The following is a 22,954-nucleotide window of genomic DNA, read 5'->3' on the forward strand; positions in this document are numbered from 1 at the left end:
AGGACTGCTCCGATGACCACGCAAGCCCCGCCGTCCCTCCAGCCTTCCAGGTCACGCTGGTTGGCACTGGGGCTCCTCTGCACCGGCAACCTGATGATCATCCTCGACGGTTCGATCGTGACCGTCGCCCTCCCGACCATCCAGACCGACCTCGGCTTCACCCAGTCCGGCCTGGCCTGGGTGGTCAACGCCTACCTCATCGCCTTCGCCGGGCTGCTGCTGCTCTCCGGCCGGCTGGGCGACCTGCTGGGCGGCAAGCGCGTCTTCAGCGCGGGCCTGGGCCTGTTCACGGTGGCCTCGCTGGCCTGCGGCCTGTCCTCCTCCTCGACGGCACTGGTGGTGTTCCGGTTCGTCCAGGGGGTCGGCGGGGCGCTCGCCTCGGCCGTCGTCCTGGGCATGATCATCACCCTGTTCCCCGACGCCGGCGAGCGCGCCAAGGCACTGGCGGCGTACGCGTTCGTCTCCGCGGCCGGCGCCTCGCTGGGCCTGATCCTGGGCGGCGTGCTGACGCAGAGCTTCAGCTGGCCGTGGGTGTTCTACGTCAACGTGCCGATCGGCCTGGTGGCGCTCGTGCTGACGCAGAGCGTGGTGCCGGGCGGGAAGGGAGCGGGGCTGCGCGAGGGCGCCGACCTGATCGGTTCGGTGCTCGCCACCGGCGGTCTGATGCTGCTGGTCTACACGATCATCAAGGCCGAGGAGTACACCTGGGGCGACGCCCGCACGCTGGGCCTGCTGGCCGGCTCGCTGGTACTGCTGGTCGGTTTCGTGGTCCGCCAGGCGTACGCGGCCAAGCCGCTGCTGCCGCTGCACATCTTCCGCTCCCGGGCGGTCTCCGGCGCCAACGGCATCATGGTCCTGATGGTCGCCGGCCTGTTCGGCTACCAGTTCTGCACCGCGCTCTACTTCCAGAACGTCCTGGGCTACGACGCGCTGAAGACCGGGCTCGCCTTCCTGCCCGCGCCGGTCACCATCGCGATCGTCTCGCTGGGCTTCGCGGTCAAGCTGAACCAGAAGTTCGGGCCCCGCCGGGTGCTGGTCGTCGGCCTGCTGCTGGTGGCCGCGGCGCTCGCGCTGCTGGCCCGGGTGCCGAGCGACGGCAGCTTCCTCGCCGACATCGTGCCGCCGTTCGTGCTGCTCGGCCTCGGCTTCGGCGCGGCCATGCCGGCGCTGATCGGCCAGGCCATGTCGGTCACCTCGCCCAACGACGCCGGCATCGCCTCCGGCCTGGTGAACACCACCCAGCAGGTCGGCGCCTCGATCGGCACCGCCGTGCTCGCCACGGTGGCCGCCTCCCGCACCGCGACGCTGCTCGGCGAGGGCGACAGCAAGGTGGCGGCGCTCACCGGCGGCTTCCACCTCTCCTACGGGCTCAGCGCCCTGTTCGTGGCGGTCGGCGTCCTGGTGGCCGCCTTCGTCCTGCGCAGCCCCGCGGACGGCGCCGAGAGCGCCCCCGAGTCGGACCTCAAGTCTGCGGACACCCCCGTACCGCACGTTTGACGGTCCCCGTGCGGCCGTTCCGGAGGGCCTCCCGGAACGGCCGCACCACCCCGACGGCGCGCACCGCCGCCGGGGCCGCACCGCACTCGGCACCACGTCGGAGCACCGCGTCGGAACACGTCGGCCGAGACACCGGCCGAGCACACCCACGAGGATCCCACCGCGAAACCCGCGGGCCCCGGGAAAGGGCCCGCTTAGGGGGACGGTCAGGGGGGTCGGATCCGGACGGAGCCAGCAGACTCGTCGCATCGTCCGCGGCCGGGTCCATCAGCGTCTCCCCCGCGGGGTGGGCGGGCCTCACGCCGCCCACCGTTCCCCGCCTCGCGCAGGATCGAGAAAGAACCCATGTACACCAGACGCCGTTTCCTCCGTCTCCCGGTCACCCTGACCGCCGCCGCCGTCATCGGCCCCGCCGTCCTCACGGCCTGCTCCGACTCCTCCGCCCCGCCCTCCGCGAAGAGCGCCGGCGGCGGCACCCTGCGCTACGGCGCCGCCGTCGAACCCGACAGCTGGGACCCGCACGCCGCGTCCACTGCCGTCACCGGGCGGCTGCTGCGCCCGGTGCTGGAGTCGCTGGTCGCGATCGCTCCGGACGGGACCGTCAAGCCGTGGCTGGCCGAGTCGTGGACGGTCTCGCCCGACGGCCTCACCTACACCTTCACCCTGCGCACCGGCGTGACCTTCAGCGACGGCACCCCGTTCGACGCGGCGGCGGTGAAGGCGAACTTCGAGCACGTCACGGCGGCGAAGACGGCGTCCAAGCGGGCGGCCGGCCTGCTCGGCCCCTACAAGGAGACCGAGGTGGTCGACCCGCGCACGGTGGCCGTGCACCTGACGGCCCCCCACGCCTCGTTCCTCAACTCGGCGGGGAGCACCTTCCTCGGCTTCCACTCCCCCGTCGCGCTGCGCGACCACGCGGGCGACCTCTCCTCCGGCGGCGCGTTCGTCGTCGGCACCGGCCCGTTCACCTTCGAGTCGGTGACGCCGGGTCAGCAGGCGGTGTTCAAGCGCCGGTCCGACTACGACTGGGCCCCGCCGACCGCCGCCCACCAGGGGCCGGCGAAGCTGGAGAGCATCGTCGTGCTGCTGCTGAAGGAGGACGCCTCCCGGGTCGGCGCCCTGACGTCCGGTCAGGTCGACGCCGCCGAGCTGATCCCCGCCAACCGGCTGGCCGGCCTGCGCGGCCGCAACGGCGTCGAGGTGGTCCGCAAGGCGGTCCCCGGCGTCCCCTACACCTACTACCTCAACACCGCCCGCGCGCCGTTCGACGACCCGCGCACCCGGCAGGCCGTCCGGCACGCCATCGACTTCGCCGGGATCGTCAAGGGCGTCTTCCAGGGCGAGTACGAGCAGGCCTGGGGGCCGCTGGCGCCCTCCACCCCCGGCGCCGAGCCTTCGTTCGCCAAGCCGGCCTGGGAGTACAGCAAGGAGAAGGCGGAGAAGCTGCTGGACGAGGCCGGCTGGACCGGGCGGGACGCCGACGGCTACCGAACCAGGGACGGCAAGCGCCTCAGCGCCGAGCAGCCGTACGTGCAGACCTTCGTCTCGGCCCAGAACCACACCTTCGACGTGGGCGTGCAGGACGCGCTGAAGCAGGTCGGCATCGAGCTGAAGCTGGTGCCGCTGGACTCCGCGGGCTCCATCGGGCGCACCGGCAAGGGCGACTACGACGTGTTCGCCTTCGCCTGGCAGGGCTCCGACCCGGTCCTGCTGGGCAGCCTCTACCACTCCAAGTCCCAGTTCGGGGGCGGCGGGGCGAACGGCAGCCGGGTCAAGGACGCCGAGATCGACGGCTGGCTGGACGAGGCCGAGGCGACCGTGGACGCCGAGCGGCGCGCCGAGCTGTACCGCAAGGTCCAGCGGAAGATCGTCGAGCAGGCGTACTCCTTCCCGGCCTACATCGCCACCATGGACGTCGCCCGGCACGGCAAGGTGAACGGGCTGGTCCTGGACGTCGACGCCAACACCGACTTCTACGGCATCGGGGTGGCCTGAGGTGTCGAACAGTGCCCGGCACGTGCCGCCCTGGGCCAGGTTCGTCGCCCGGCGGCTCGCGGCGGGGCTGGTGGTGGTGTGGGGGACGCTCACGGTGACGTTCTTCGCCCTCCACCTCGCCCCCGGCGACATCGTGGACGGACTGATCGGGCCGGGCGCCGCCGGCACCCCGGCCCTGCGTGACCAGGTGATCGCCGAGAACGGCCTGAACGACCCGCTGCTCGTCCAGTACGGCCGCCAGCTCGCCCGGTTGGCGAGCGGCGGCCTCGGCTGGTCGTACCAGCTCAACGAGCCGATCGAGCGGCTGCTCGGCAGCCAGCTCGGCCCGACCGTCGAGCTGGCGGTGTCCGCGCTGGTCACCGCGCTGGTGCTGGCGGTGCTGGCGGCCACCCTGACGGCCGGCCGGGGCCGGGCGGTGCGCGCCGCCGCCGGTGTCGCCGAGCTGCTGATGGTGTCGATGCCGTCGTTCTGGCTGGGCATCATCCTGCTGACGGTGTTCTCCTACCGGCTGCACGCGCTGCCCTCGATCGGGGCGGACGGGCCGGCGGCCCTGGTGCTGCCGACACTGGCGCTGGCACTGCCGCTGGCCGGGGTGCTCGCCCAGGTGATCCGCCAGGAGCTGGAGAGCGCCGACGGCCGCCCGTTCGTGCTGACCGCGCGCTCGCGCGGCCTGGGCGCGACGGCGGTGCTGCTGCGGCACACCCTGCGGCACGCGCTGCTGCCGCTGACCACGCTGGCCGGCTTCGTGCTGGGCAGCCTGTTCGGCGGCGCGGTGCTGGTGGAGAACATCTTCACCCGGCCCGGCCTGGGCCGGGTGCTGGCCAACGCGGTCGGCTCGCGCGACCTGCCGGTGGTCAGCGCCCTGGTGGTCATCTCCAGCGCGGCGTTCGTGGTCATCAACACCCTGGTGGACGTGCTCCACCCGCTGATCGACCCCCGGCTGCGCGAGGGAGGAGCGGCATGAGCACCGTGACCGCCCTCCTCGACCGGCCGGCCGGGGCCGCCGCCCGCCGGGGCGCGCTGCTGCGCTCGCCCGCCCGCCTGGCGCCGCTGGTCCTGCTGGCCGTGGTGGCGCTCGTCCTGGCCTTCCCCGGGGTGTTCGCCACCCACTCCCCCGCGGCGACGGACGTCGCGGCGGCGCTGCGCCCGCCCGGTGCCGAGCACTGGCTGGGCACCGACCAACTCGGCCGGGACGTCTGGTCGCGGCTGGTGCACGGCACCCGGCTGTCGCTGCTGATCGCCGTCGGCGCGACGCTGATCGGGGTGGGCGGCGGCGCGCTGCTCGGCCTGGTCGCCGGCTGCGGCGGACGGCGCGTCGACTTCGTCCTGATGCGGCTGGTGGACGTGCTGCTGGGCTTCCCCGAACTGCTGCTCGCGCTGGTGGTGGTGGCGGTTCTGGGCGGCGGCACGGTCAACGTGGCGATCGCCATCGGCATCGCCGGGGTGCCCCACTACGCCCGGCTGGTGCGCGGCCAGGCACGACTGGTGCTGCGCTCGGAGTACGTGGAGGCGGCGCGGGTGCTGGGGGTGCCGGCCTGGCGGTCGGTGCTGCGGCACGTGCTGCCGAACGTCGGCGGCCCGCTGGTGGTGCTGGCCTCCATCGGGCTGGGCTCGGCCATCATCTCGGGCTCCGGACTCAGCCTGCTCGGCCTGGGCCCCGTCCCGCCGGAGGCGGACTGGGGCTCGATGGTCGCCGACGGCAAGGACTTCCTCCAGACGGCCTGGTGGATCTCGATCTCACCCGGCCTGGCCGTCTCGGTCGTGGTGGTCTGCACCACGCTGATCGGCCGTTCGCTGCAGCTGAGGGCGGTGCGATGACGACGACGACAACGGAAGCGACCGGTGCGGAGGCGACGGCCGGGGACACCGGTGCGCCGGTGCCGGGCCCGCTCGTGCGGGTGGAGGGGCTGCGGGTGTCGTTCCCCGGCGCGCCGCGGCCCGCCGTGGACGGGGTGTCACTGGCCATCGGCCCCGGGGAGTGCGTGGCGCTGGTCGGCGAGTCCGGCTCGGGCAAGTCCGTCACCTCGCGTTCCCTCATCGGGCTGGCCGGCGCCAGGGCCCGGGTCTCCGCCCGGACCCTGGAGGTCGCCGGGGCGGACACCGCCGGCTTCGGCGAACGGCAGTGGCGCGCGGTGCGCGGCCGGCGGGTCGCCGTGGTCTTCCAGGACGCGCTGACCGCGCTGGACCCGCTGCGCACCGTCGGCGCCGAGATCGCCGAGGCGGCCCGCCTCGGCGGCACCGCCGGCCCGGACGTCGGCGCCCGGGTGGTGGAACTGCTCACGGCGGTGGGCGTGCCGGAGCCGGAGGCCCGGCGCACCCAGTACCCGCATCAGCTCTCCGGCGGGCTGCGCCAGCGCGCGCTGATCGCCTCCGCGCTGGCCGCCGACGCCCCGCTGCTGATCGCCGACGAGCCGACCACGGCACTGGACGCGATCGTCCAGGCGCAGATCCTGGCGCTGCTCGGCCGGCTCAAGGCCGAGGGCCGGGGACTGCTGCTGGTCAGTCACGACCTGGCGGTGGTGGCGCAGTTGGCGGACCGGGTGCTGGTGCTGCGGCGGGGCGAGGTGGTGGAGAGCGGGCCGACCGGCCGGGTGCTGTCCGCCCCGGAGCACCCGTACACCCGGATGCTGCTGGACGCGGTGCCCTCGGGCCGCCCGCCGGCCCGTCCCGCCCAGGCCCCGGCACCGGCCGAGGCACCGGACACCGGGGCACCGGACACCGAGGCACCGGACGCCGAGGAGGCGGCCCCGGTGCTGACCGGGCGCGGGCTGGTCAAGTCCTTCGCCCCGGGCGGGCCGAGGGCCCTCGACGAGGTCGGGTTCACCCTGCGGGCGGGCGAGGCGCTGGGCGTGGTCGGCGAGTCCGGCTCGGGCAAGACCACGCTGGCGCGGGTCGCGATGGGTCTGTCCCGTCCCGACGCCGGGGAGGTGCTGCTGCACGGGCGGCCCTGGTCGGCGCTGCCGGAGCGGCGGCGCCGGGCCTCGCGCTCGGCGATCCAGTTCGTCCAGCAGGACCCGTACGCCTCGGCGGACCCCCGGTTCACCGTGGCGCGGATCATCGGCGAGGCGCTGCCGGGACTGCGGCGCGCCGAGCGGGCCCGGCGGTGCGCGGAACTCCTCGACCAGGTCGGCCTGCCGGCCGAGCTGCTCTCCCGCCGGCCGCACCAGCTGTCCGGCGGTCAGCGCCAGCGGGTGGCCATCGCCCGGGCGCTGGCGGGCCGTCCGCAGGTGCTGGTCTGCGACGAGCCGGTCTCGGCGCTGGACGTCTCGGTGCAGGCGCAGGTGCTGGAGCTGCTGGACCGGCTGCGGCGCGAGCGGGGCATCGCCCTGCTGTTCATCACCCACGACCTGGCCGTGGTGCGGCAGGTCGCCGACCGGGTGCTGATCATGCGCGGCGGGTCGGTCGTCGAGGAGGGCGAGACCGAGCGGATCTTCGAGGCCCCCGCCCACCCGTACACCCGGGCCCTGCTGGACGCCGTCCTGCGGCTGCCCGGCTCGGACGGTGCGGACGGCGCGGGCAGTACGGGCAGTACGGGCAGTACGGACGGCTCGGGCGGGGCGCACGGCGCCGACGTCACCGGCCGCGACGACCCCCGGCAGGACCCGCAGCAGGCCCCGGAGCGGAACACCGAGCAGGACACCGAACACGTCGCCGGGCAGGACGGCGAGCACGTCACGAAGTGGGAGACATGACTGACACGACGACGGACGCCGTCCCCGAGGCCGCCGAGGCGTGGCTGCGGCGGGCCGAGGAGGTCGCGGCGCTGCTGGCGCCCGGCGCCGCCCGGCGCGACCGCGAGGGCACCCCGCCGGTGCGGGAGATCCGGCTGCTGAAGGAGTCCGGCCTGGTGACCCTGCTGGGGCCGGTCGAGTACGGCGGGGCCGGCCAGGACTGGTCCACCGCGTTCCGGGTGGTGCGCACCGTCGCGGCGGCCGACGCCTCGGTCGGCGAGCTGCTGGCCCACCACTACGTGTGGGTGTCGATCGCCGAGTTCATCGGCACCGACGAGAAGATCCAGCACATCGCCGAGGTGTCGGCCCGGGCCCGGTGGTTCTACAGCGGGTCCTCGAAGCCCCGCTCGGCGCCCCTGGTGATCCAGGACACCGGCCGCGAGATGCTGTTCCACGGGCGGCTGGAGCGCGTCCTGGGCCACCCGGTGTCGGACATCACCATCCTGGAGGGCTTCCTGGAGGACGGCGACACCCCGATCAGCGCGCTCGCGATGAGCGACCACCTGGGGCTGTCCTTCGAGCCCGGAGCCGAGGAGTTCGGGCTGCGGTCGCTGGCCGCCGGGACGGTGGTCGCCGACGGCGCGAACATCCCGTGGACCGGGGCGCTCGGCCACGTCGACAAGACCTTCGTGCCCCGGGTCTACAACACCTTCCTCACCCCGGCCTTCCAGCTCGCCCAGGCCAACGCGCTGATCGGTGCGGCCCGGGGCGCGCTGGACGCCGCCGCCCGGCACGCCCGCGAGCAGTGGTCGCAGGCGCCGCTGACCGAGGCCGCCGCCGCGGACGCGGCCCGGCACTACGGCGCCCTGGCCTCCGCGCTGTGGGCGGTGGAGGCGTTCGCCGACGCCGTCGGCGCCGAGGCGGACGCCCTGCACGCCCGGCGCCGCACGGTGACCGAGGAGGAGCGCGGCCGGCACGCCGTCCGGGTCGCGGCGCTGGCCGCGCAGGCCGGCGCGGCCGCCGACGCGGTCACCGCCGGCGTGCTCGGGGCGGCCTGCCCCGGCGGCGCCGAGGCCGCGGCCGGGCTGGACCGCTACTGGCGGGACACCCGGGCGCGACGGGTGCACGAGGACGACCCGGGGCGCGCCCGCGTGGTGGGGCGCCACCTCCTGCACGGCGAAGTCCCCCGCCCCACCTGGTACGCGTGACACCCCGAGTAAGGAGCACCCCCGCATGACCAGCAGTTCCCCGACCGTCCCGCTGTCCGTCCTCGACATATCGTCCATCGACTCCGCCGGCAGCCCCGCCGAGACCCTGGTCGGCACCCGCCGGCTGGTGGCGGCCGCCGACGAGCTGGGCTACACCCGGTTCTGGGTGGCCGAGCACCACAACTCGCGCGGGATCGCCGGCTCCGTGCCGGCCGTCCTGCTGGCCGCGCTCGGCGAGCGGACCAGCCGGATCCGGATCGGCGCGGGCGGGGTGATCCTGCCCAATCACCCGCCGTACGCCGTCGCGGAGTCCTTCCGGACGCTGGCCGCGCTGTTCCCCGGCCGGGTGGACCTGGGCATCGGCCGCTCGGGCGCGGACCCGCTGCTCTCCCACGCGCTGCGCCGGGCGCCCGACGAGGACTTCCCGGCGGCGCTGGAGGAGCTGCTCGCCTTCGTCGACGGCGGCTTCCCGGACGGGCACGTCTACCAGCGGCTGGAGGCCCTGCCGGAGCCGCCGCGGCCTCCGCGGCCGTGGCTGCTGGGCGCCAGTGTGCGCAGCGCCGTGGACGCGGGCCGGCGCGGGCTGCCGTACGCGTTCGCCCACCACTTCTTCAACTCGCGCGGCACCGAGGAGGCGCTGCGGGCGTACCGGCAGAGCTTCCGGCCCTCGGCCCGGGCCGAGCGGCCGCACGCGATCGTCACCGCCTACACGGTGTGCGGGGAGACCACGGAGCACGCGCGCCGGCTGACGGCGCCGGCGCTGTTCCCGGTGCTGCGGCTGAACGGCGCCTCGCCGATCGCGCCGCTGCCCACCGTCGAGGAGGCGGCGGCGTACCCGTGGACGGAGGCCGAGCGGGCCTCCGCCGACGCACTGCTCAGCACCCAGGCGGTCGGCGACGCCGAGGAGGTCCGCCGGGCGCTGACGGACCTGCTGGAGCGCACCGGCGCGGACGAGCTGATGGTGACCAACAACGTCACCGACGTCGAGGAGAAGATCCGCTCGCTGGAACGCGTGCGGGACCTCGCCCCGGCGCTGCCCGTCCCCGCCGGGGTCAGCCGGTAACGGCCGGGCGGCGGCGATGGACGCGGGCGCCGAGGCTGTCGCGGATGCGGCGGTGGTGGGTGACCAGCCAGACCCGCTCGGGCTCCCCGGGCGGGCAGCGGTCCAGGGCGTGGTCGAGACAGCTGACCGCGAGCGCGTCGTCGCCCGCGGCGGCGGCCCGGGCGGACGCCCCGACCAGGGCTTCCCAGGCACGGCGCTCCATCGCCTCCACCGGGGTGCCGTCCGCCTCGGCGAGCGCGATGGCGCGGTCGTGGTGGAAGGCCAGCAGCCCGGGGCGGGGCACGTCCAGCAGGGCGGCCCAGTCGGCCGCCCGCAGGTGGCGTTCGACCAGGACGCGGCCGGGCAGCTGGGCGAGCGCGACATCGCGGCTGACGGCGTACCGGAAGGCGTACTCGACGTCTCCGGGGACGCCGCTGCGGCGCACCCGGCGCAGCAGTTCGCGCGACTCCAGGAGCTCCAGGCTGCGGCCGACCTCCTCGGGGTCGCGCTGGCTGACGGCCTCGACCGCGCCGCGCCACAGCGTGCCGCCGACGACGGCGGCGTCGCGCAGCACCGAGCGGGTGGTGCGGTCGAGGCCGTCGAGCTGGGCGGCGGCGACGGCGAGGACGGCCGGCGGGTGGTCGGCGCCGGCGTCCGCCGCCCGCGCGTAGGCCTGGGCGAACAGCGGGTTGCCGTCGGCGAGGGCCGCGCGGCGGTCGTCGGCGGGCGTCGGGTGGCGGCGGCCGGAGGCGGCGCCGATCACGGTGGCGGTGGCCGCGGTGGACAGCGGTGCCACGTGCAGCAGGACCGAGCGGCGCTTGGCGCACCCCCAGGAGGGCCTGGTGTGCAGCAGTTCGGAACGGGCGCCGACGATCAGCAGCAGGGCGACCGGGCCGAGCCGGACGGTGAGGTCCTCGACGAAGGAGCGGACGAAGTCGGCGGCGCGGTGGAGGTCGTCCAGGACGACCACCAGCGGGCGCTCGGCGGCCGCCTCCTCCAGGAACTGCCGCAGCGCGCCGAGGACTTCCTCCCGTGGGACGGCGCCGCCGTCCGGCCCCTCGGCGGAGGCGGCCGGGGCGGGCAGGCCGAGGCAGGCGGCGAGCGCGGTGACGATCGGTCCGGTGTCGGCGTGCGGGAGGAGCCCGCGCACGACGTTGGTCAGTGCGGGCAGGACGACGGCCGCCGGCGCGCCGGCGCGGATGCCCGTGTAGGCGCGGACCAGGCCGGCCAGCGGCTCGTAGGGGGTGTGGGCGTCGAAGGCGGGGGTGCCCGCGTGGAGCACCCGGGGCGCCGGCGGTCCGGCGCCGTCGCGCAGCGCGGCGGCGAACTCCCCGATCAGCCGGGTCTTGCCGATGCCGGGCTCGCCCAGCACCGTGACCAGGTACGGCAGTTGGCGCCGGACGCTGTCCTGGTAGGCGCCGCGCAGCAGGTTCAGCTCGTGGGTGCGCTCCAGGAACGGCGGTTCGGCGGGGTGCCCGGACGGCCCGCGGCCCTCGGGGCGGGCGGGCGCGGGGCGGTGGACGCCGGGGACACCGGGGACCGGGGCGAAGCCGAGGTCGGCGCCGCCGGTCTCGACGGTGGCGTCGGCGGCCCACAGTTCCCCGCGGGGGACCTGCAGCAGCAGGTGGTGGCAGGCGTCCAGGACCTCGCCGGTGACCTCCACCGGCTCGGGCGCGCTGTCGTCGTAGGTGACCACCACCTCGCCGGTGCCGACCACGAGGTGGGTGACCGGCCGGGTGGCGGCGGCCCCGCTGCCGGGCACCGGTCCGGCCGCGGTGGCCCCGGGGGTGGCCGGTCCGGGCGCCTCGAAGTGGCGGTGCAGGGCGAGGGCGGCGCGCAGGGCCCGCTCGGCGTCGTCCTCGTGGGCCCGGGGGACGCCGAAGACGACCAGCCACACCGAGCCGAAGGCGCGGCGCACGTGTCCGCCGAAGGGCGCCATCTCGCGCCGGATGTCGGCGGTCAGCTCCTTGACGGCGTGGTCGACCCGCTCGGGGGCGAGGGCGCCGCCGTCGGCCGTCCACTGGGCGCGGACCATGACGACGCTGGCCGCGCGCCGCTCGACCCGTTCCCAGGACGCGCGGAAGGCGTGCTCGGCGGCCGGGGCGGCGGCGGTCCCGGCGCGGCCGGCGCCACTGTCGTCGGCGCGGCTGCCGTCGGCGCGGTCGTCGGCGCGCGCGGGCGGGGTGGGGGCCGGCCGGGGGCGCGGCGGCTGCGGGGCGGCTGCGGCCGCAGGGCGGGGTCCGGCCGGGGGCGGGAAGTCCGCCGCGCCGCCCGGGGCGGTGGTGAGCCGCAGCGCCAGGGCCGGGTCGTGGCTGAGGATCGCGCGCTGGAGGCGTCGCAGGTCGCGGCCGGGCTCCAGGCCGAAGCGGTCGGCGAGCAGGTCCCGGGTGCGCCGGTAGCGGTCCAGCGCCTCGGACTGGCGCCCGCAGTTGTAGAGGACGACCATCAGCTGGGCGACCAGGCGTTCCCGGGTCGGCTCGGCCTCCAGCATGGACTCCAGTTCGCCGATCAGCTCGCGGTCCCGCCCCATCGCCAACTCGGCCTGGATGCAGTCCTCGTGGACGGCGAGCCGGGTGCCCTGGAGGGCGGCCAGCTCGGGCCAGGTGAGCCCGGCGTCGCTCACGTCGGCGAGCACCGGACCGCGCCACAGGCCGAGGGCGCGGCGCAGCAGTTCCGAGGCCCGCGTCCAGTCGCCGGCCGCCAGTCGGGCCCGGCCCAATGTGACAAGCTCATGAAATTCCGTGAGATCGAGCTGTTCAGGCTCGATTCTGAGCACGTATCCGGGCACAGTGGTATTCAGCGCGGGTTTCCCGTCCGCCGGCTCCCCGACCGCCTGGAATGCGCGGCGCAGCCCGGCCACCGAGTTCTGCACCATTTTCCGCGCCGTGGACGGACGGTCATCGCCCCAGAGTGCGGCGACTATCTCGTTGATACCCACCACGCTATTCGCGCGGAGCAGCAGAACACCGAGCAGGGCCCTCTGCTGCAGGCCGCGAATGGGCACGTCGGTGCCGTCGGAGAGCACTTCAAGCGGCCCCAGAACGTTGAATCGCACCCCTACCCCCTTGATTCCCTGCGATTCCGGAGAAAGCCATTCCGGAGAATGTGCCCGATGGTACATCAGATCGATCCGGGGTCTTCCGTTGACCGCACGTCGACTTCGATCTACGCTATCGATGGCGACCCCCCTGCCGGTATTCACCGAGGCAAATTCGCCGCCGCCCGGCCGGGCTGATTCGACGTCGCGGTGACCGGGCAGGCGTGCGGGCCACGGGGGCGTCGTAACGGCGCCGGCCCGGTGGACCGGCCGGCGTCACCGGTGGATCCCCGTGGTCCGCGTGATCCCCGTGGACCGCGTGATCCGCATGGTCGAGACCCTGGCTCCGCTCCGTCCGCGACACCGCCTTCCGCCAGGACGCCCCCGAGATCAGCACCGGCCACGGGCCCGGGAGCACGGCGACCCCGCGCGACCTCGCGATCAACGCCCTCCGCGACCACCGCCGCACCGGCATCGAGGCCGGCCTCCGCCATGCCTCCAGCCGCCCACTCGGCCTCCTCCACGCCCCTGAGCAGGGACGATGAAAGATCGTCAGGACCCTGGACCAGCCCTGCCCACCCGGCCGCCCCGGCGGCAGTGGCCCGCCCATGAGCGATCAGTTCCCGGGCGATGGGCGGGATGTCCCCATGATGGGTTCGACCGGGAGCGGGCGGCCGTCGCCACCGCCTCGGGGAGCCGCCGGGGACCGGCGGCCGGACGCCTACAAGAGACGAGGTCGGGGGTACCCGGTGCCTTCCCTGCTGGAACGTGACGCGCACATCGACAGACTCGACCACCTGCTCGCCGAATGTCTCGGCCGCGCGGGCCGGGTGGCACTGGTCGACGGACCCCTCGGCAGCGGCAAGAGCGAGCTGCTGCGGGTGTTCACCGCCCGGGCCGCCGAGCGCGGAGTCCTGGTCGTGGGCGCGGGCTGTTCCGCCCAGGAGCGGGACCTGCCCTTCGGGATCGCCGACCGGATCGCCCACTCCCCCGGCTGGCCCGCCGAGCACGCCGAGCGGCTGGCCGCGCTGGCCGACCCGGCCGTCCTCGCCGAGCCGGCCGGGAGTGCCGGCGGCACCGCCCTCAACGGCAGCGCTCTCAACGACAGCACCCTCAACGGCACCGGCGCGGTCGGCGACCCGGCCGGCCCACCGTCGCCGGCGCTGCTGCGCGCCTGCCGCGACCTGACCACCGCCCTGCTCGCGGCCGCCGCCGACACCCCGGTGCTGCTCTGCGTCGAGGACATCGGCCACGCCGACGAGGCGTCCCTGCACTTCCTGCGCCACCTCGTCCGCCACCTGCCGCAGAGCCGGGTGCTGCTGGTCCTCACCGACGGCAGCACCCCGTGGCCCGCGCGGCGCCGGCTGCACGCCGAACTGCTGCGCCACCCGCACGCGCACCGCCTCGCACTGGCCCCGCTGTCCCGGGCCGGCGCGCTGCGCCTGGTCACCGAGGGCCTGGGCGAGGAGGACGCCCGTCACCGCGGCCCCGGCCTGGTGGACGTGGCCGGCGGCAACCCGCTGCTGCTGCACGCCCTCGTCGAGGAGCACCTCGACCGCGCCGACGAGCCCGAACCGCGCTACGGCCCGGCCCTGCTGAGCTGCCTCCACCGGGCCGGCCCCGGCGTGCTGCGGGTCGTCCAGGCCCAGGCCGTGCTCGGCGAGGAGGCCCCGGCCGAGGACGTGGCCCGGCTGCTCGGCGAGCGGGAGAGCGCCGACGCGGTCGCCCGGACCCGCGCCACGCTCACCGCCGCCGGACTGCTGGACGGCGAGGGACGGCTGCGCACCGCGGCCGCCCGCGCCGCCGTCCTGGAGGACCTCGCCCCGCACGAGCGCACCGAACTGCGGCTGCGGGCCGCCCAGTTGGCCCACGAGACGGGCAGCCCCGCCGCCGAGGTGGCCCAGCACCTGGTCGAGGCCGGGCGGGCGCCCGCGCCGTGGGCGGTCGCCGCGCTGACCGAGGCGGCCGAGCACGCCCTGCTCGACCACCGTCACCGCACCGCCGTCGCCTGCCTGAGCCTGGCCCACAAGGAGGCCGCCGAGGAGAACGACCGGGCGGTGCTCCGGCACCGGCTGGCGCAGGCCGAGTGGCAGCTCAACCCCTCGGCGGCGGCCCGGCACCTGGTGCCGCTCACCGCCGCGGTCCGGGCCGGGCACCTCGGGCTCGCCGAGGCGCTCGTCCTCGTCCGGTACCTGCTGTGGCACGGCCGCGGCGAGGAGGCGCTGGCCGTCCTGGACCTGCTGCGCGCCCGGACCGGACCGGCCGGACCGGCCTCCCCCGCCGAGACGGGCGCGCTGCGCGACGTCGAGACCTGGCTCGCCTACACCCACCCGGGCCTGGCCCGGGGCCGCCGCGTCCCGGTGCTGCCCGCCGACCTGCGGCACACGGTCGCCCCGGACGTCGACCCGCAGCTGCGGGCCGCCGCCGCGCTCGCCGGGGCGCTCACCCGGGGACGGGCCACGGAGACCGTCGACCACGCCCAGCAGGTGCTGCACGACGCCCACCTGCACGGCCGCACCGCGTGGGCCGAGGAGGCCGCGCTGCTCGCGCTGCGGGTGCTGCTCCAGGCCGGGCGCGCCGACACCGCGGCGGTCTGGAGCCAACGGCTGCTCGGCACCGCCGCGCGCCGCGAGGCCCCGACCGCGACGGCCCTGTACTCGGCGGCGCACGCCGAGGCGGCCCTGCGGCTCGGCGAGCCGACCACGGCGGCCGAGCACAGCCGGGCCGCGCTGACCCACCTCAGCCCCACCTCCTGGGGCATCGCGGTGGGCCTGCCGCTGGGCACGCTGGTCATCGCCGAGAGCCGCGCCGGCGAGCACCGCTCGGCCGCCAAGCACCTCACCCACGCCGTCGGTGAGGCCATGTTCCAGAGCCTGTACGGGCTGCACTACCTGTTCGCCCGCGGCGAGCACTACCAGGCGACCCGGCACGGCCACGCGGCACTCGCCGACTTCCTGTCCTGCGGCGAACTGCTGCGCACCTGGGGCCTGGACGGCGCCGGGGTGGTGCCCTGGCGCACCCAGGCCGCCGACGCCTGGCTGCGGCTGGACAACCGGGACCGCGCCTGGCGGCTGATCCACGAACAGCTCAGCCGGGCCGACGCCGACCTGCCGCACAACCGCGGCCCGGCGCTGCGGCTGCTCGCCGCGGCCGGGCCGGCCGGGCGGCGCGGCCCCCTGCTCACCGAGGCCGTCGACCTCACCGAGGCCTCCGGCGACCGCTACGAGCAGGTGCGGGTGCTCACCGACCTGAGCCGGGTGCACCAGGGCTCCGGCAACAGGCGCCGGGCCCGGCTGCTGCTGCGCCAGGCCCTGCACGTGGCGAACATGTGCGCCCTGCAGCCGCTCGTCCAGGAGCTGCTGTCGGTCTCGGCGGACCTCGGCGAGAGCGGCCCGGCCGCCGACGCACGGGAGCCGGGCGGGGTCGACGCGCTCACCGAGTCCGAGCGGCGGGTCGCCTCGCTCGCCGTACTCGGCTACACCAACCGCGAGATCGCCGGACGCCTGTACGTCACGGCGAGCACCGTGGAACAGCACCTCACCCGGGTCTACCGCAAGCTCGGGGTACGCCGACGCAAGGACCTGCCCGCCGATCTGTGGGCCAACCTGAGGAAGACGGGATGACGACGCCGATGACCACGCCGACCGCCACCAGCCTGACGGTGCACGACGGCACCGGGCCCGACCTCGCCCGGGCCCTGGCGGGCCTGACCGCCGGCCAGCAACCGCAGTGGCCCGATCAGGAACGGGTGCGCGAGGTGCGCGCCGCGCTCGGCGCCCTGCCGCCCCTGGTGGAGCCCGCCGCCGTGGACCGGCTCCGGGAGCGCCTGGCCGAGGCCGCGCTCGGCCGGGCCCTGGTCGTCCAGGGCGGGGACTGCGCCGAGACCTTCGCCGGCAACACCCCCGAGCACGTGCGCGCCAACCTGCACACCCTGCTGCACTGCGCGACCCTGTTCGAGGTCGCCTCCGGCCTGCCGGTGGTGCCGGTCGGACGCGTCGCCGGGCAGTACGCCAAGCCGCGCTCCAGCCCGACGGGCCCGGACGGGCTGCCCTCCTACCGGGGCGACATCGTCAACGGCCTCGCGGCGACGGCCGAGGCCCGCACACCGGACCCGCGGCGGATGCTCATCGCGTACGACGGCGCCGGCGCCGCGCTCGACGTGCTGGACTCGGTGGCCGACGCGACCCGCACCGAACTGTTCGCCGGTCACGAGGCCCTGCTGCTCGACTACGAGGTGCCGCTGGTGCGCGACGGGTACGCGCTGTCCGGCCACTTCCTGTGGATCGGCGAGCGGACCCGCGAACTCGACGGCGCGCACGTCGCCCTGGCCCGCCGGATCGCCAACCCGCTGGGCCTCAAGCTGGGCCCGTCCACCACCCCGGAGCAGGCCGTCGCCTACGCCGAGGCGCTGGACCCGGACCGCGTCCCCGGCCGGCTGACGCTGATCAGCCGGATGGGCGCGGACCGGGTGTCCGACGTGCTGCCGCCGCTGGTGGAGGCGGTGGCGGACGCGGGACACCCGGTGGTCTGGCTCTGCGACCCGATGCACGGCAACACCGAGACGGCGGCCGGCGGGCTGAAGACCCGCCGCTTCGACCGGATCGCCGCCGAGGTGAGCGGGTACTTCGCCGTGCACCGGGCGATAGGCAGCCACCCCGGCGGCCTGCACCTGGAACTGACCGGCGACGACGTGACCGAGTGCCTCGGCGGTCGCGAGGACCTGCGCGAGGAGCAGCTCCCCGAGCGCTACCTGACCGGCTGCGACCCGCGGCTGAACGGGCGCCAGAGCCTCGACCTGGCGCGCGTGGTGGCGGAGATCCTGCTGGAGCACTCCGCCCGGCGGGCGCCCGTGGCGGTCTGAGGACCGCCCACCCGGACCGACGGCCCGCTCCTCCACGCGGAGGGGGAGCGGGCCGTCAGCACGTGCGCGGGAGGGGTCGGTCAACTCCCTACGGGTTCAGGCGGGTTACGGCGGACGGGCCGTCAGGCGGCGAGGTCGGTGCGGAGCGCTTCGAGGAGCGTTGCCAGCTCCGTCCGGTCCGCCGCCGCGCCGTAGACGTAGAAGTCCGGCCGGACCAGCAGCGCGACCGCCCCGGCCTCGGCCAGGTACGGCAGGTACACCCCGTCGGTGTCGCCCACCGCGCCCGCCGGGGGCTCCTCGTCGGCGGCCGCGAGCACCCTCACCGCGTGGCCGCCGAGGTCGGCCAGCCAGGCGCGGTCCCCGGCGGTGAGCAGGCTCTCCGGCGGCTCGGTGGTGAGCAGCACGAAGCCGCGCCCCACCACGTCGTCGAAGAGCCCGGCGGGCCGGCCGGCCGCCGTCACCCGCCCCTGGACGACCAGGTCGCCGGCCGGCCCGCCTCCGTGCCGCAGGCCCGCCGTGAGCGGCTGGACCGGGGTGCGCGGCCGGGCCGCGCCGACCTCCGCGCCGCGCCGGGCCCGCTCCTGGGCGGCCAGCATGACGGTGTCGCGGTCGCGGGCCGCGGCCGGGTCGGTCTGGCAGATGACCCGGCCCAGGTCCATCGACATGGTGAGCGCGTGCCGCACGTGCTCGCGCCGCTCGGCGGTGTAGCTGTCCAGCAGCCCTTCGCCGGCCCGGCCGGTGAGCACCAGGTCCAGCTTCCAGGCGAGGTTGGCGGCGTCCCGGAGGCCCGAGCACATGCCCTGCCCGGCGAACGGCGGCATCAGGTGGGCGGCGTCCCCGGCGATCAGCACCCGGCCGCGTCGCCACTGGTCCGCGTAGCGCGCCTGGAAGGTGTAGACGGCGTGCCGCAGCAGGGTGGCGTTGCCGGGGTCGATGTCGAACAGCGAGAGCAGCTTCCAGACGTTGGCCTCGCCGCCGAACTCCTCGGGCGACTCGTGGTCGAGCCGCATGAACTCCCAGCGCCGGTGGCCCGGCCCGGCGGAGACGGCGGTGCGCGGCCGGGCCGGGTCGCAGACCTGGAGGTTGTTGGGGACGAACTCCCGGCCGTCGTGCGGGACGACGTCGCAGGTCAGCCAGTCGTTGAAGAACGCGAAGTCGGTGGCGGTCAGCCCGGCCTCCTCGCGCACCACGCTGTTGGCGCCGTCGCAGCCGATCACCCAGCGGGCGGTGAGCGGGCCGCCCGACGGGCCGGTCCGCGGTCCTTCGACCGTGAGCGTGACCGCGTCGCCGCGGTCGGCGAGCGCCGTCACCCGGTGGCCGCGCAGGACGCGCAGCGTGGGGTACCGCTCGCCGTGGGCGGCCAACGCGGCCTCCAGGCCCGGCTGGTAGACGGCGCTGGAGTCGGGCCAGCCGGAGCGGCCGGCGTCCTCGACGTCCACCCGGAAGAGGGTCTGCCCGTCGGCGTTGTGCCAGACGTAGTCCCGGGAGGACTCGACGTGCTCGTCCAGGGCCGCGCCCACGCCGGTGGCGGCGAGGATGCGGGCGGACTCGCCGTCGAAGGAGACCGCCCGCGGCATCGGGTAGGGCCGGGGGAAGCGCTCCAGGACGGTGACCCGGTGGCCGCGGGCGGCCAGCAGCAGGGCGGCGGTCTGGCCGACCGGCCCGTAGCCGACGATCGCGACGTCGGTGTCGAAGCCGTCGCCGTCTCCCACAGCGGCGGCGGTCTCGGTGTGAACGGGGGTGCTCATGCGGTGGCCGCGTTCTTCCGCAGGATCTCGGCGAGCACCCGGGCGTGCTCCTCCGGGTCGGCGAGGCCGCGCAGCCGCTCGGTGCCGTCCTCGACGACGACCAGGCGGGTGCCGATCAGGATCCGCTGGCCGCCCTCGAAGGCCCGGCCGCGCACCACGATGCCGGAGCCGGCCAGGGCCCGGGCGAACCGGTCCAGCTCCGGCGAGGGGACCAGCCAGTCCGCGAAGGCGCGCGGCCGCGGGTGGAACCGGTAGACGGCGCGCCAGTCGCCGACCCGGCCCCGGCGCTGCACCACGTGGTGGCCGGTGTCCGCGCGCACGACGCGGAAGTCGGTGCCGAACTGCGGCTGCACCTCGTCGGGCACCACCCGCAGCGGCTCCAGGTAGGACGGGCCGACGAAGCCGACGTCGACCAGCCAGAGGTCGCCGTCCAGCCGGACGAAGCCGAGGACGTGCTCCAGGTCCGGCCCGAAGCTGTCGTCCACCTGCCGGATCCCGGCCGAGAACAGCCCGGTCTCGTAGCCGAGTTCGCGCAGCAGCGCGAGGAAGAGCCCGTTCAGTTCGTAGCAGACGCCGCCCCGGCCGCCGAGCACGACGGCGTCGAACACGGCGTCGACGTCGATGTCGACGCCCGCCCACAGGGCCTCGCCGCGGGCGGTGTTGAGCGAGGAGTCGTACGGGATGGCGATCAGGTGGCGCCGGTGCAGCTCGCGCAGGGTGTCGGCGGTGGGGTCGAGCGGGCCGTCGTAGTCGAGGGCCTTGAGGTAGGCGGCGGTGTCGAACACGGCGGTCACTTCCCTTCGGTCCGCTGCTCGGCGGGCACGGTCTCGGCGGGCACGGTCTCGGCGGGCACGGTCTCGTCGGGCACGGTCTCGTCGAGCAGGGAGAGGAGGTGGCCGGCGATCCGCTCCGGGGTGGGCTGGTCGAAGGCGAGCAGGGCGGGCAGTTCGAGCGCGGTGACGTTCTGGAGGCGGTTGCGCAGCTCGACGGCGGTCAGCGAGACGAAGCCGATGTCGAAGAAGACGGCGTCCGCCCCGATCTCGTCGATGCCCTCGTGCCCGAGGACGGCCGCGACCTCCGTGCGGACCACGTCGACCAGCACGGCCAGGCGCTCCCCCGGGTCGGCGTCCGCCAGCCGGCGGGCGAGGACGGCGCCGGGCGCCTCCTCGGTGGTGGTGTCGGGCTCGGTCTCGGTGGCCATCGGGGAATCTCCTGCGGGGGTGGTCGTCACGGGCACCGACTCCAGCCAGTAGTGCCGGTGTTGGAAGGGGTAGGTCGGAAGTTCGGAGGCGGGGAGGGTGCCGGCGCCCGCGTAGGAGGCCGACCAGTCGACCTCCACGCCGCGGACGTGCAGCGCGGCGGCCGAGAGCAGGACGCGGTCCCAGCCGCCCTCGTCGCGCCGCAGGGTCCCGGTGACGGCCGCGTCGCGCACGGAGGCCGCCTCCAGGGCCTCGACGATGCCGTGGGCGAGTACGGGGTGGGCGCTGACCTCGACGAACGCCCGGTACTCGGCGGCGGCGAGGGTCTCGACGGCCTCGGCGAAGCGGACGGTCTGCCGCAGGTTGCGGTACCAGTACCCGGCGTCCAGCTCCGGACCCTCCAGCCAGCGGCCCTCGACGGTGGAGAGGAAGGGAATCGCGGCGGGCTGGGGCTTCACCGAGCCCAGCAGCTCCGCGAGTTCGGCCTCGATCGACTCCACGTGCGAGGTGTGCGAGGCGTAGTCCACCGGGATCCGGCGGACCCGCACACCCTGCTCCTCGTACCCGGTCACCAGGGTGTCGAGCGCGGCCGGGTCACCGGCGACGACCACCGAGGACGGACCGTTCACGGCCGCGATCTCGACGCCGTCCGGCAGCGCGCCCGCCACCCGCTCCCGGGGAAGGCCGACCGAGACCATCCCGCCCCGGCCCGCCAGACCCCGCGCGATGGCCTGCGACCGCAGCGCGACCACGGCCGCCGCGTCGTCCAGCGAGAGAATGCCCGCGACGTGCGCCGCCGCGATCTCGCCCTGCGAGTGACCGACCACCGCGTCCGGCACCACGCCCAGCGACGCCCACAGGCGCGCCAGGCCGACGTTCACCGCGAACGACACCGGCTGCACCACATCCACCCGCTCCAACGAGGCGGCACCCGGCACCTGGTTCACCACATCCAGCAACGACCAGTCGACATAGGACGTCAAGGCCTTGTCGACCTCACCGAGCGCCTCCGCGAAGACCGCGGACTCGGCGAGCAGCCGACGCCCCATCCCCGCCCACTGGGAACCCTGCCCCGGGAAGACGAAGACGGTCTGCCCGGCGACATCCGCCGTGCCGGTGACCAGGGCGGGCGAGGCGGCGTCGCCCGCGAGCGCGGCCAGGCCGGTGCGGTGACCGTCGAGCGCGTCGGCCACCACGACGGCGCGGTGCGCCAGCAGGGTCCGGGCCTCGGCCAGCGTACGGGCCGCGTCGGCGGGTGCCGGGCCGCGTGCCTCGGTGTAGTCGAGCAGCCGCTCCGCCTGAGCACGCAGGGCGCCGGCGGAAGCGGCGGACAGCAGCCAGGGGACGGCGGCAGGCTCGGGGGCGGGTGTCCGCGCCTCCGCGGCGGGCGCCTCCTCCAGGATGACGTGGGCGTTGGTGCCGCTCACCCCGAAGGCCGACACGGCGGCCCGGCGCGGGCGGTCGGCCGCCGGCCACAGCCGGGCCTCCGTCAGCAGCCGCACCTCCCCGACCGACCAGTCGACCTGGGTGGTCGGCGCGTCCACGTGGAGGGTCCGCGGCAGCACGCCGTGGCGCAGCGCCTCGACCATCTTGATCACGCCGGCGACACCGGCGGCGGCCTGGGTGTGGCCGATGTTGGACTTCAACGACCCGAGCCAGAGCGGCTGTTCGGCCGGTCGGCCCTGCCCGTAGGTGGCCAGCACCGCCTGCGCCTCGATCGGGTCGCCCAACGGGGTGCCGGTGCCGTGGCCCTCGACGGCGTCGACGTCCGCCGCCGTCAGCCGGGCGTTGGCGAGCGCGGCCCGGATCACCCGCTGCTGAGCGGGCCCGTTGGGCGCGGTGAGGCCGTTGGACGCGCCGTCCTGGTTGACGGCCGAACCCCGGACCACGGCCAGCACCTCGTGCCCCAGCCGCCGGGCGTCCGACAGCCGCTCCAGGACGAGGACCGCCACGCCCTCCGCCCAGCCGGTGCCGTCGGCGGCGTCCGCGAAGGCCTTGCAGCGCCCGTCGGTCGCCAGGCCGCGCTGCCGGGAGAACTCCACGAACGGCGAGGGCTGGGACATCACCGCGACACCGCCGGCCAGCGCCAGCGTCGACTCGCCGCTGCGCAGCGACTGGGCGGCCAGGTGGACGGCGACCAGCGAGGAGGAGCAGGCGGTGTCGACGGTGATCGCGGGCCCCTCCAGGCCGAGCGTGTAGGCGACCCGGCCCGAGGCCACGGAGCCGGAGGTGCCGGTGGCGAGGAAGCCTTCGAGCCCGGCGGGCACGCTTCGCAGTCCGGTGGCGTAGTCGTGGTACATGACGCCGGAGAACACGCCGACGGCCGTGCCGCGCAGGCCCGCCGGGTCCAGGCCGGCCCGCTCCAGGGCCTCCCAGGAGGTCTCCAGCAGGAGCCGCTGCTGCGGGTCCATGGCGAGCGCCTCGCGCGGCGAGATCCCGAAGAAGGCGGCGTCGAAGTCGGCGGCGCCGTGCAGGAATCCGCCCTCGCGGACGTAGGAGCGGCCGGCCCGGTCCGGGTCGGGGTCGAAGAGTCCGTCGAGGTCCCAGCCGCGGTCCTCGGGGAACTCGGCCACGCCGTCGCGTCCGTCGGCGACCAGCTGCCACAGGTCGGCCGGGGAGGCGATGTCGCCCGGCAGCCGGCAGGCCATCCCGACGATGGCGATCGGCTCACCGGCCGCCGCCTCCAACGCGGCCTT

The 22,954-nt window shown here is 75.7% G+C and carries 13 protein-coding genes and 1 pseudogene; 10 read left to right on the forward strand and 4 right to left on the reverse strand.

What is annotated here, in order from left to right:
• Positions 1-12: 12 nt before the first annotated feature.
• The 7 genes from AMK13_RS19705 to AMK13_RS19735 all read left to right on the forward strand — a co-directional run bounded on the left by AMK13_RS19705 (position 13) and on the right by AMK13_RS19735 (position 9,434).
• Positions 13-1,497: an MFS transporter gene (locus tag AMK13_RS19705; protein ID WP_074003432.1), complete on the forward strand. Its 1,485-nt coding sequence runs from the start codon at positions 13-15 to the stop codon at positions 1,495-1,497.
• A 345-nt stretch (positions 1,498-1,842) separates the two neighbouring features.
• Complete coding sequence (locus tag AMK13_RS19710; protein WP_074003433.1) at positions 1,843-3,492, forward strand: ABC transporter substrate-binding protein; 1,650 nt, start codon at positions 1,843-1,845, stop codon at positions 3,490-3,492.
• 1 nt (position 3,493) lies between these two features.
• On the forward strand, positions 3,494-4,456 hold the full coding sequence (locus AMK13_RS19715; protein WP_241852957.1) for an ABC transporter permease: 963 nt from the start codon (positions 3,494-3,496) through the stop codon (positions 4,454-4,456).
• Positions 4,453-5,310 (forward strand): ABC transporter permease, encoded by an 858-nt coding sequence (locus AMK13_RS19720; protein WP_074003434.1) that lies wholly within the window; start codon positions 4,453-4,455, stop codon positions 5,308-5,310. The genes AMK13_RS19715 and AMK13_RS19720 overlap by 4 nt, the downstream gene beginning before the upstream one ends.
• Positions 5,307-7,184 (forward strand): dipeptide ABC transporter ATP-binding protein, encoded by a 1,878-nt coding sequence (locus tag AMK13_RS19725; RefSeq protein ID WP_079272303.1) that lies wholly within the window; start codon positions 5,307-5,309, stop codon positions 7,182-7,184. Before AMK13_RS19720 ends, AMK13_RS19725 begins: the two co-directional genes overlap by 4 nt.
• Positions 7,181-8,371 carry an acyl-CoA dehydrogenase family protein gene (locus AMK13_RS19730; protein ID WP_074003436.1) on the forward strand — a complete coding sequence of 397 codons (1,191 nt, stop codon included), beginning with the start codon at positions 7,181-7,183 and terminating at the stop codon, positions 8,369-8,371. Before AMK13_RS19725 ends, AMK13_RS19730 begins: the two co-directional genes overlap by 4 nt.
• A gap of 25 nt (positions 8,372-8,396) precedes the next feature.
• Positions 8,397-9,434: an LLM class flavin-dependent oxidoreductase gene (locus tag AMK13_RS19735; RefSeq protein ID WP_074003437.1), complete on the forward strand. Its 1,038-nt coding sequence runs from the start codon at positions 8,397-8,399 to the stop codon at positions 9,432-9,434.
• Here the strand turns inward: AMK13_RS19735 and AMK13_RS19740 are convergent.
• Positions 9,424-12,132, reverse strand: a complete 2,709-nt coding sequence (locus AMK13_RS19740) for a BTAD domain-containing putative transcriptional regulator (RefSeq protein ID WP_158077727.1) — start codon at positions 12,130-12,132, stop codon at positions 9,424-9,426. The genes AMK13_RS19735 and AMK13_RS19740 overlap by 11 nt on opposite strands.
• A gap of 12 nt (positions 12,133-12,144) precedes the next feature.
• Between AMK13_RS19740 and AMK13_RS43580 the strand changes: the two genes are divergently transcribed.
• The 3 genes from AMK13_RS43580 to AMK13_RS19750 all read left to right on the forward strand — a co-directional run bounded on the left by AMK13_RS43580 (position 12,145) and on the right by AMK13_RS19750 (position 17,311).
• Positions 12,145-12,648 carry a hypothetical protein gene (locus AMK13_RS43580; protein ID WP_158077728.1) on the forward strand — a complete coding sequence of 168 codons (504 nt, stop codon included), beginning with the start codon at positions 12,145-12,147 and terminating at the stop codon, positions 12,646-12,648.
• Positions 12,649-13,199: 551 nt separating this feature from the next.
• Entirely contained in the window at positions 13,200-16,073 is a 2,874-nt protein-coding gene (locus AMK13_RS19745; RefSeq protein WP_074003439.1) for a helix-turn-helix transcriptional regulator, read from the forward strand.
• Entirely contained in the window at positions 16,070-17,311 is a 1,242-nt protein-coding gene (locus tag AMK13_RS19750; RefSeq protein WP_079272305.1) for a 3-deoxy-7-phosphoheptulonate synthase, read from the forward strand. The genes AMK13_RS19745 and AMK13_RS19750 overlap by 4 nt, the downstream gene beginning before the upstream one ends.
• Positions 17,312-17,433: 122 nt before the next feature.
• Here the strand turns inward: AMK13_RS19750 and mhpA are convergent, their stop codons facing one another.
• The 3 genes and pseudogenes from mhpA to AMK13_RS19765 form a co-directional block, all read right to left on the reverse strand.
• Entirely contained in the window at positions 17,434-19,059 is a 1,626-nt protein-coding gene (gene mhpA, locus AMK13_RS19755; RefSeq protein ID WP_074003440.1) for a bifunctional 3-(3-hydroxy-phenyl)propionate/3-hydroxycinnamic acid hydroxylase MhpA, read from the reverse strand.
• Complete coding sequence (locus AMK13_RS19760) at positions 19,056-19,844, reverse strand: arylamine N-acetyltransferase family protein (protein WP_074003794.1); 789 nt, start codon at positions 19,842-19,844, stop codon at positions 19,056-19,058. The genes mhpA and AMK13_RS19760 overlap by 4 nt, the downstream gene beginning before the upstream one ends.
• Positions 19,845-19,849: 5 nt before the next feature.
• Positions 19,850-22,939, reverse strand: a pseudogene (locus tag AMK13_RS19765) (type I polyketide synthase); the annotation flags it as partial.
• Positions 22,940-22,954 lie beyond the last annotated feature (15 nt).

Origin of the sequence: Streptomyces sp. CB02056, from assembly GCF_001905545.1 — a bacterium.
Taxonomy (GTDB): Bacteria; Actinomycetota; Actinomycetes; order Streptomycetales; family Streptomycetaceae; genus Kitasatospora.

Coding starts and splice junctions, on each gene's coding strand:
- AMK13_RS19720 (WP_074003434.1), top strand. CDS start 4,453: ATGAGCACCGTGACCGCCCTCCTCGACCGGCCGGCCGGGGCCGCCGCC.
- AMK13_RS19735 (WP_074003437.1), top strand. CDS start 8,397: ATGACCAGCAGTTCCCCGACCGTCCCGCTGTCCGTCCTCGACATATCG.
- AMK13_RS19730 (WP_074003436.1), top strand. CDS start 7,181: ATGACTGACACGACGACGGACGCCGTCCCCGAGGCCGCCGAGGCGTGG.
- AMK13_RS19710 (WP_074003433.1), top strand. CDS start 1,843: ATGTACACCAGACGCCGTTTCCTCCGTCTCCCGGTCACCCTGACCGCC.
- mhpA (WP_074003440.1), bottom strand. CDS start 19,059: ATGAGCACCCCCGTTCACACCGAGACCGCCGCCGCTGTGGGAGACGGC.
- AMK13_RS19705 (WP_074003432.1), top strand. CDS start 13: ATGACCACGCAAGCCCCGCCGTCCCTCCAGCCTTCCAGGTCACGCTGG.
- AMK13_RS43580 (WP_158077728.1), top strand. CDS start 12,145: ATGAAATTCCGTGAGATCGAGCTGTTCAGGCTCGATTCTGAGCACGTA.
- AMK13_RS19750 (WP_079272305.1), top strand. CDS start 16,070: ATGACGACGCCGATGACCACGCCGACCGCCACCAGCCTGACGGTGCAC.
- AMK13_RS19725 (WP_079272303.1), top strand. CDS start 5,307: ATGACGACGACGACAACGGAAGCGACCGGTGCGGAGGCGACGGCCGGG.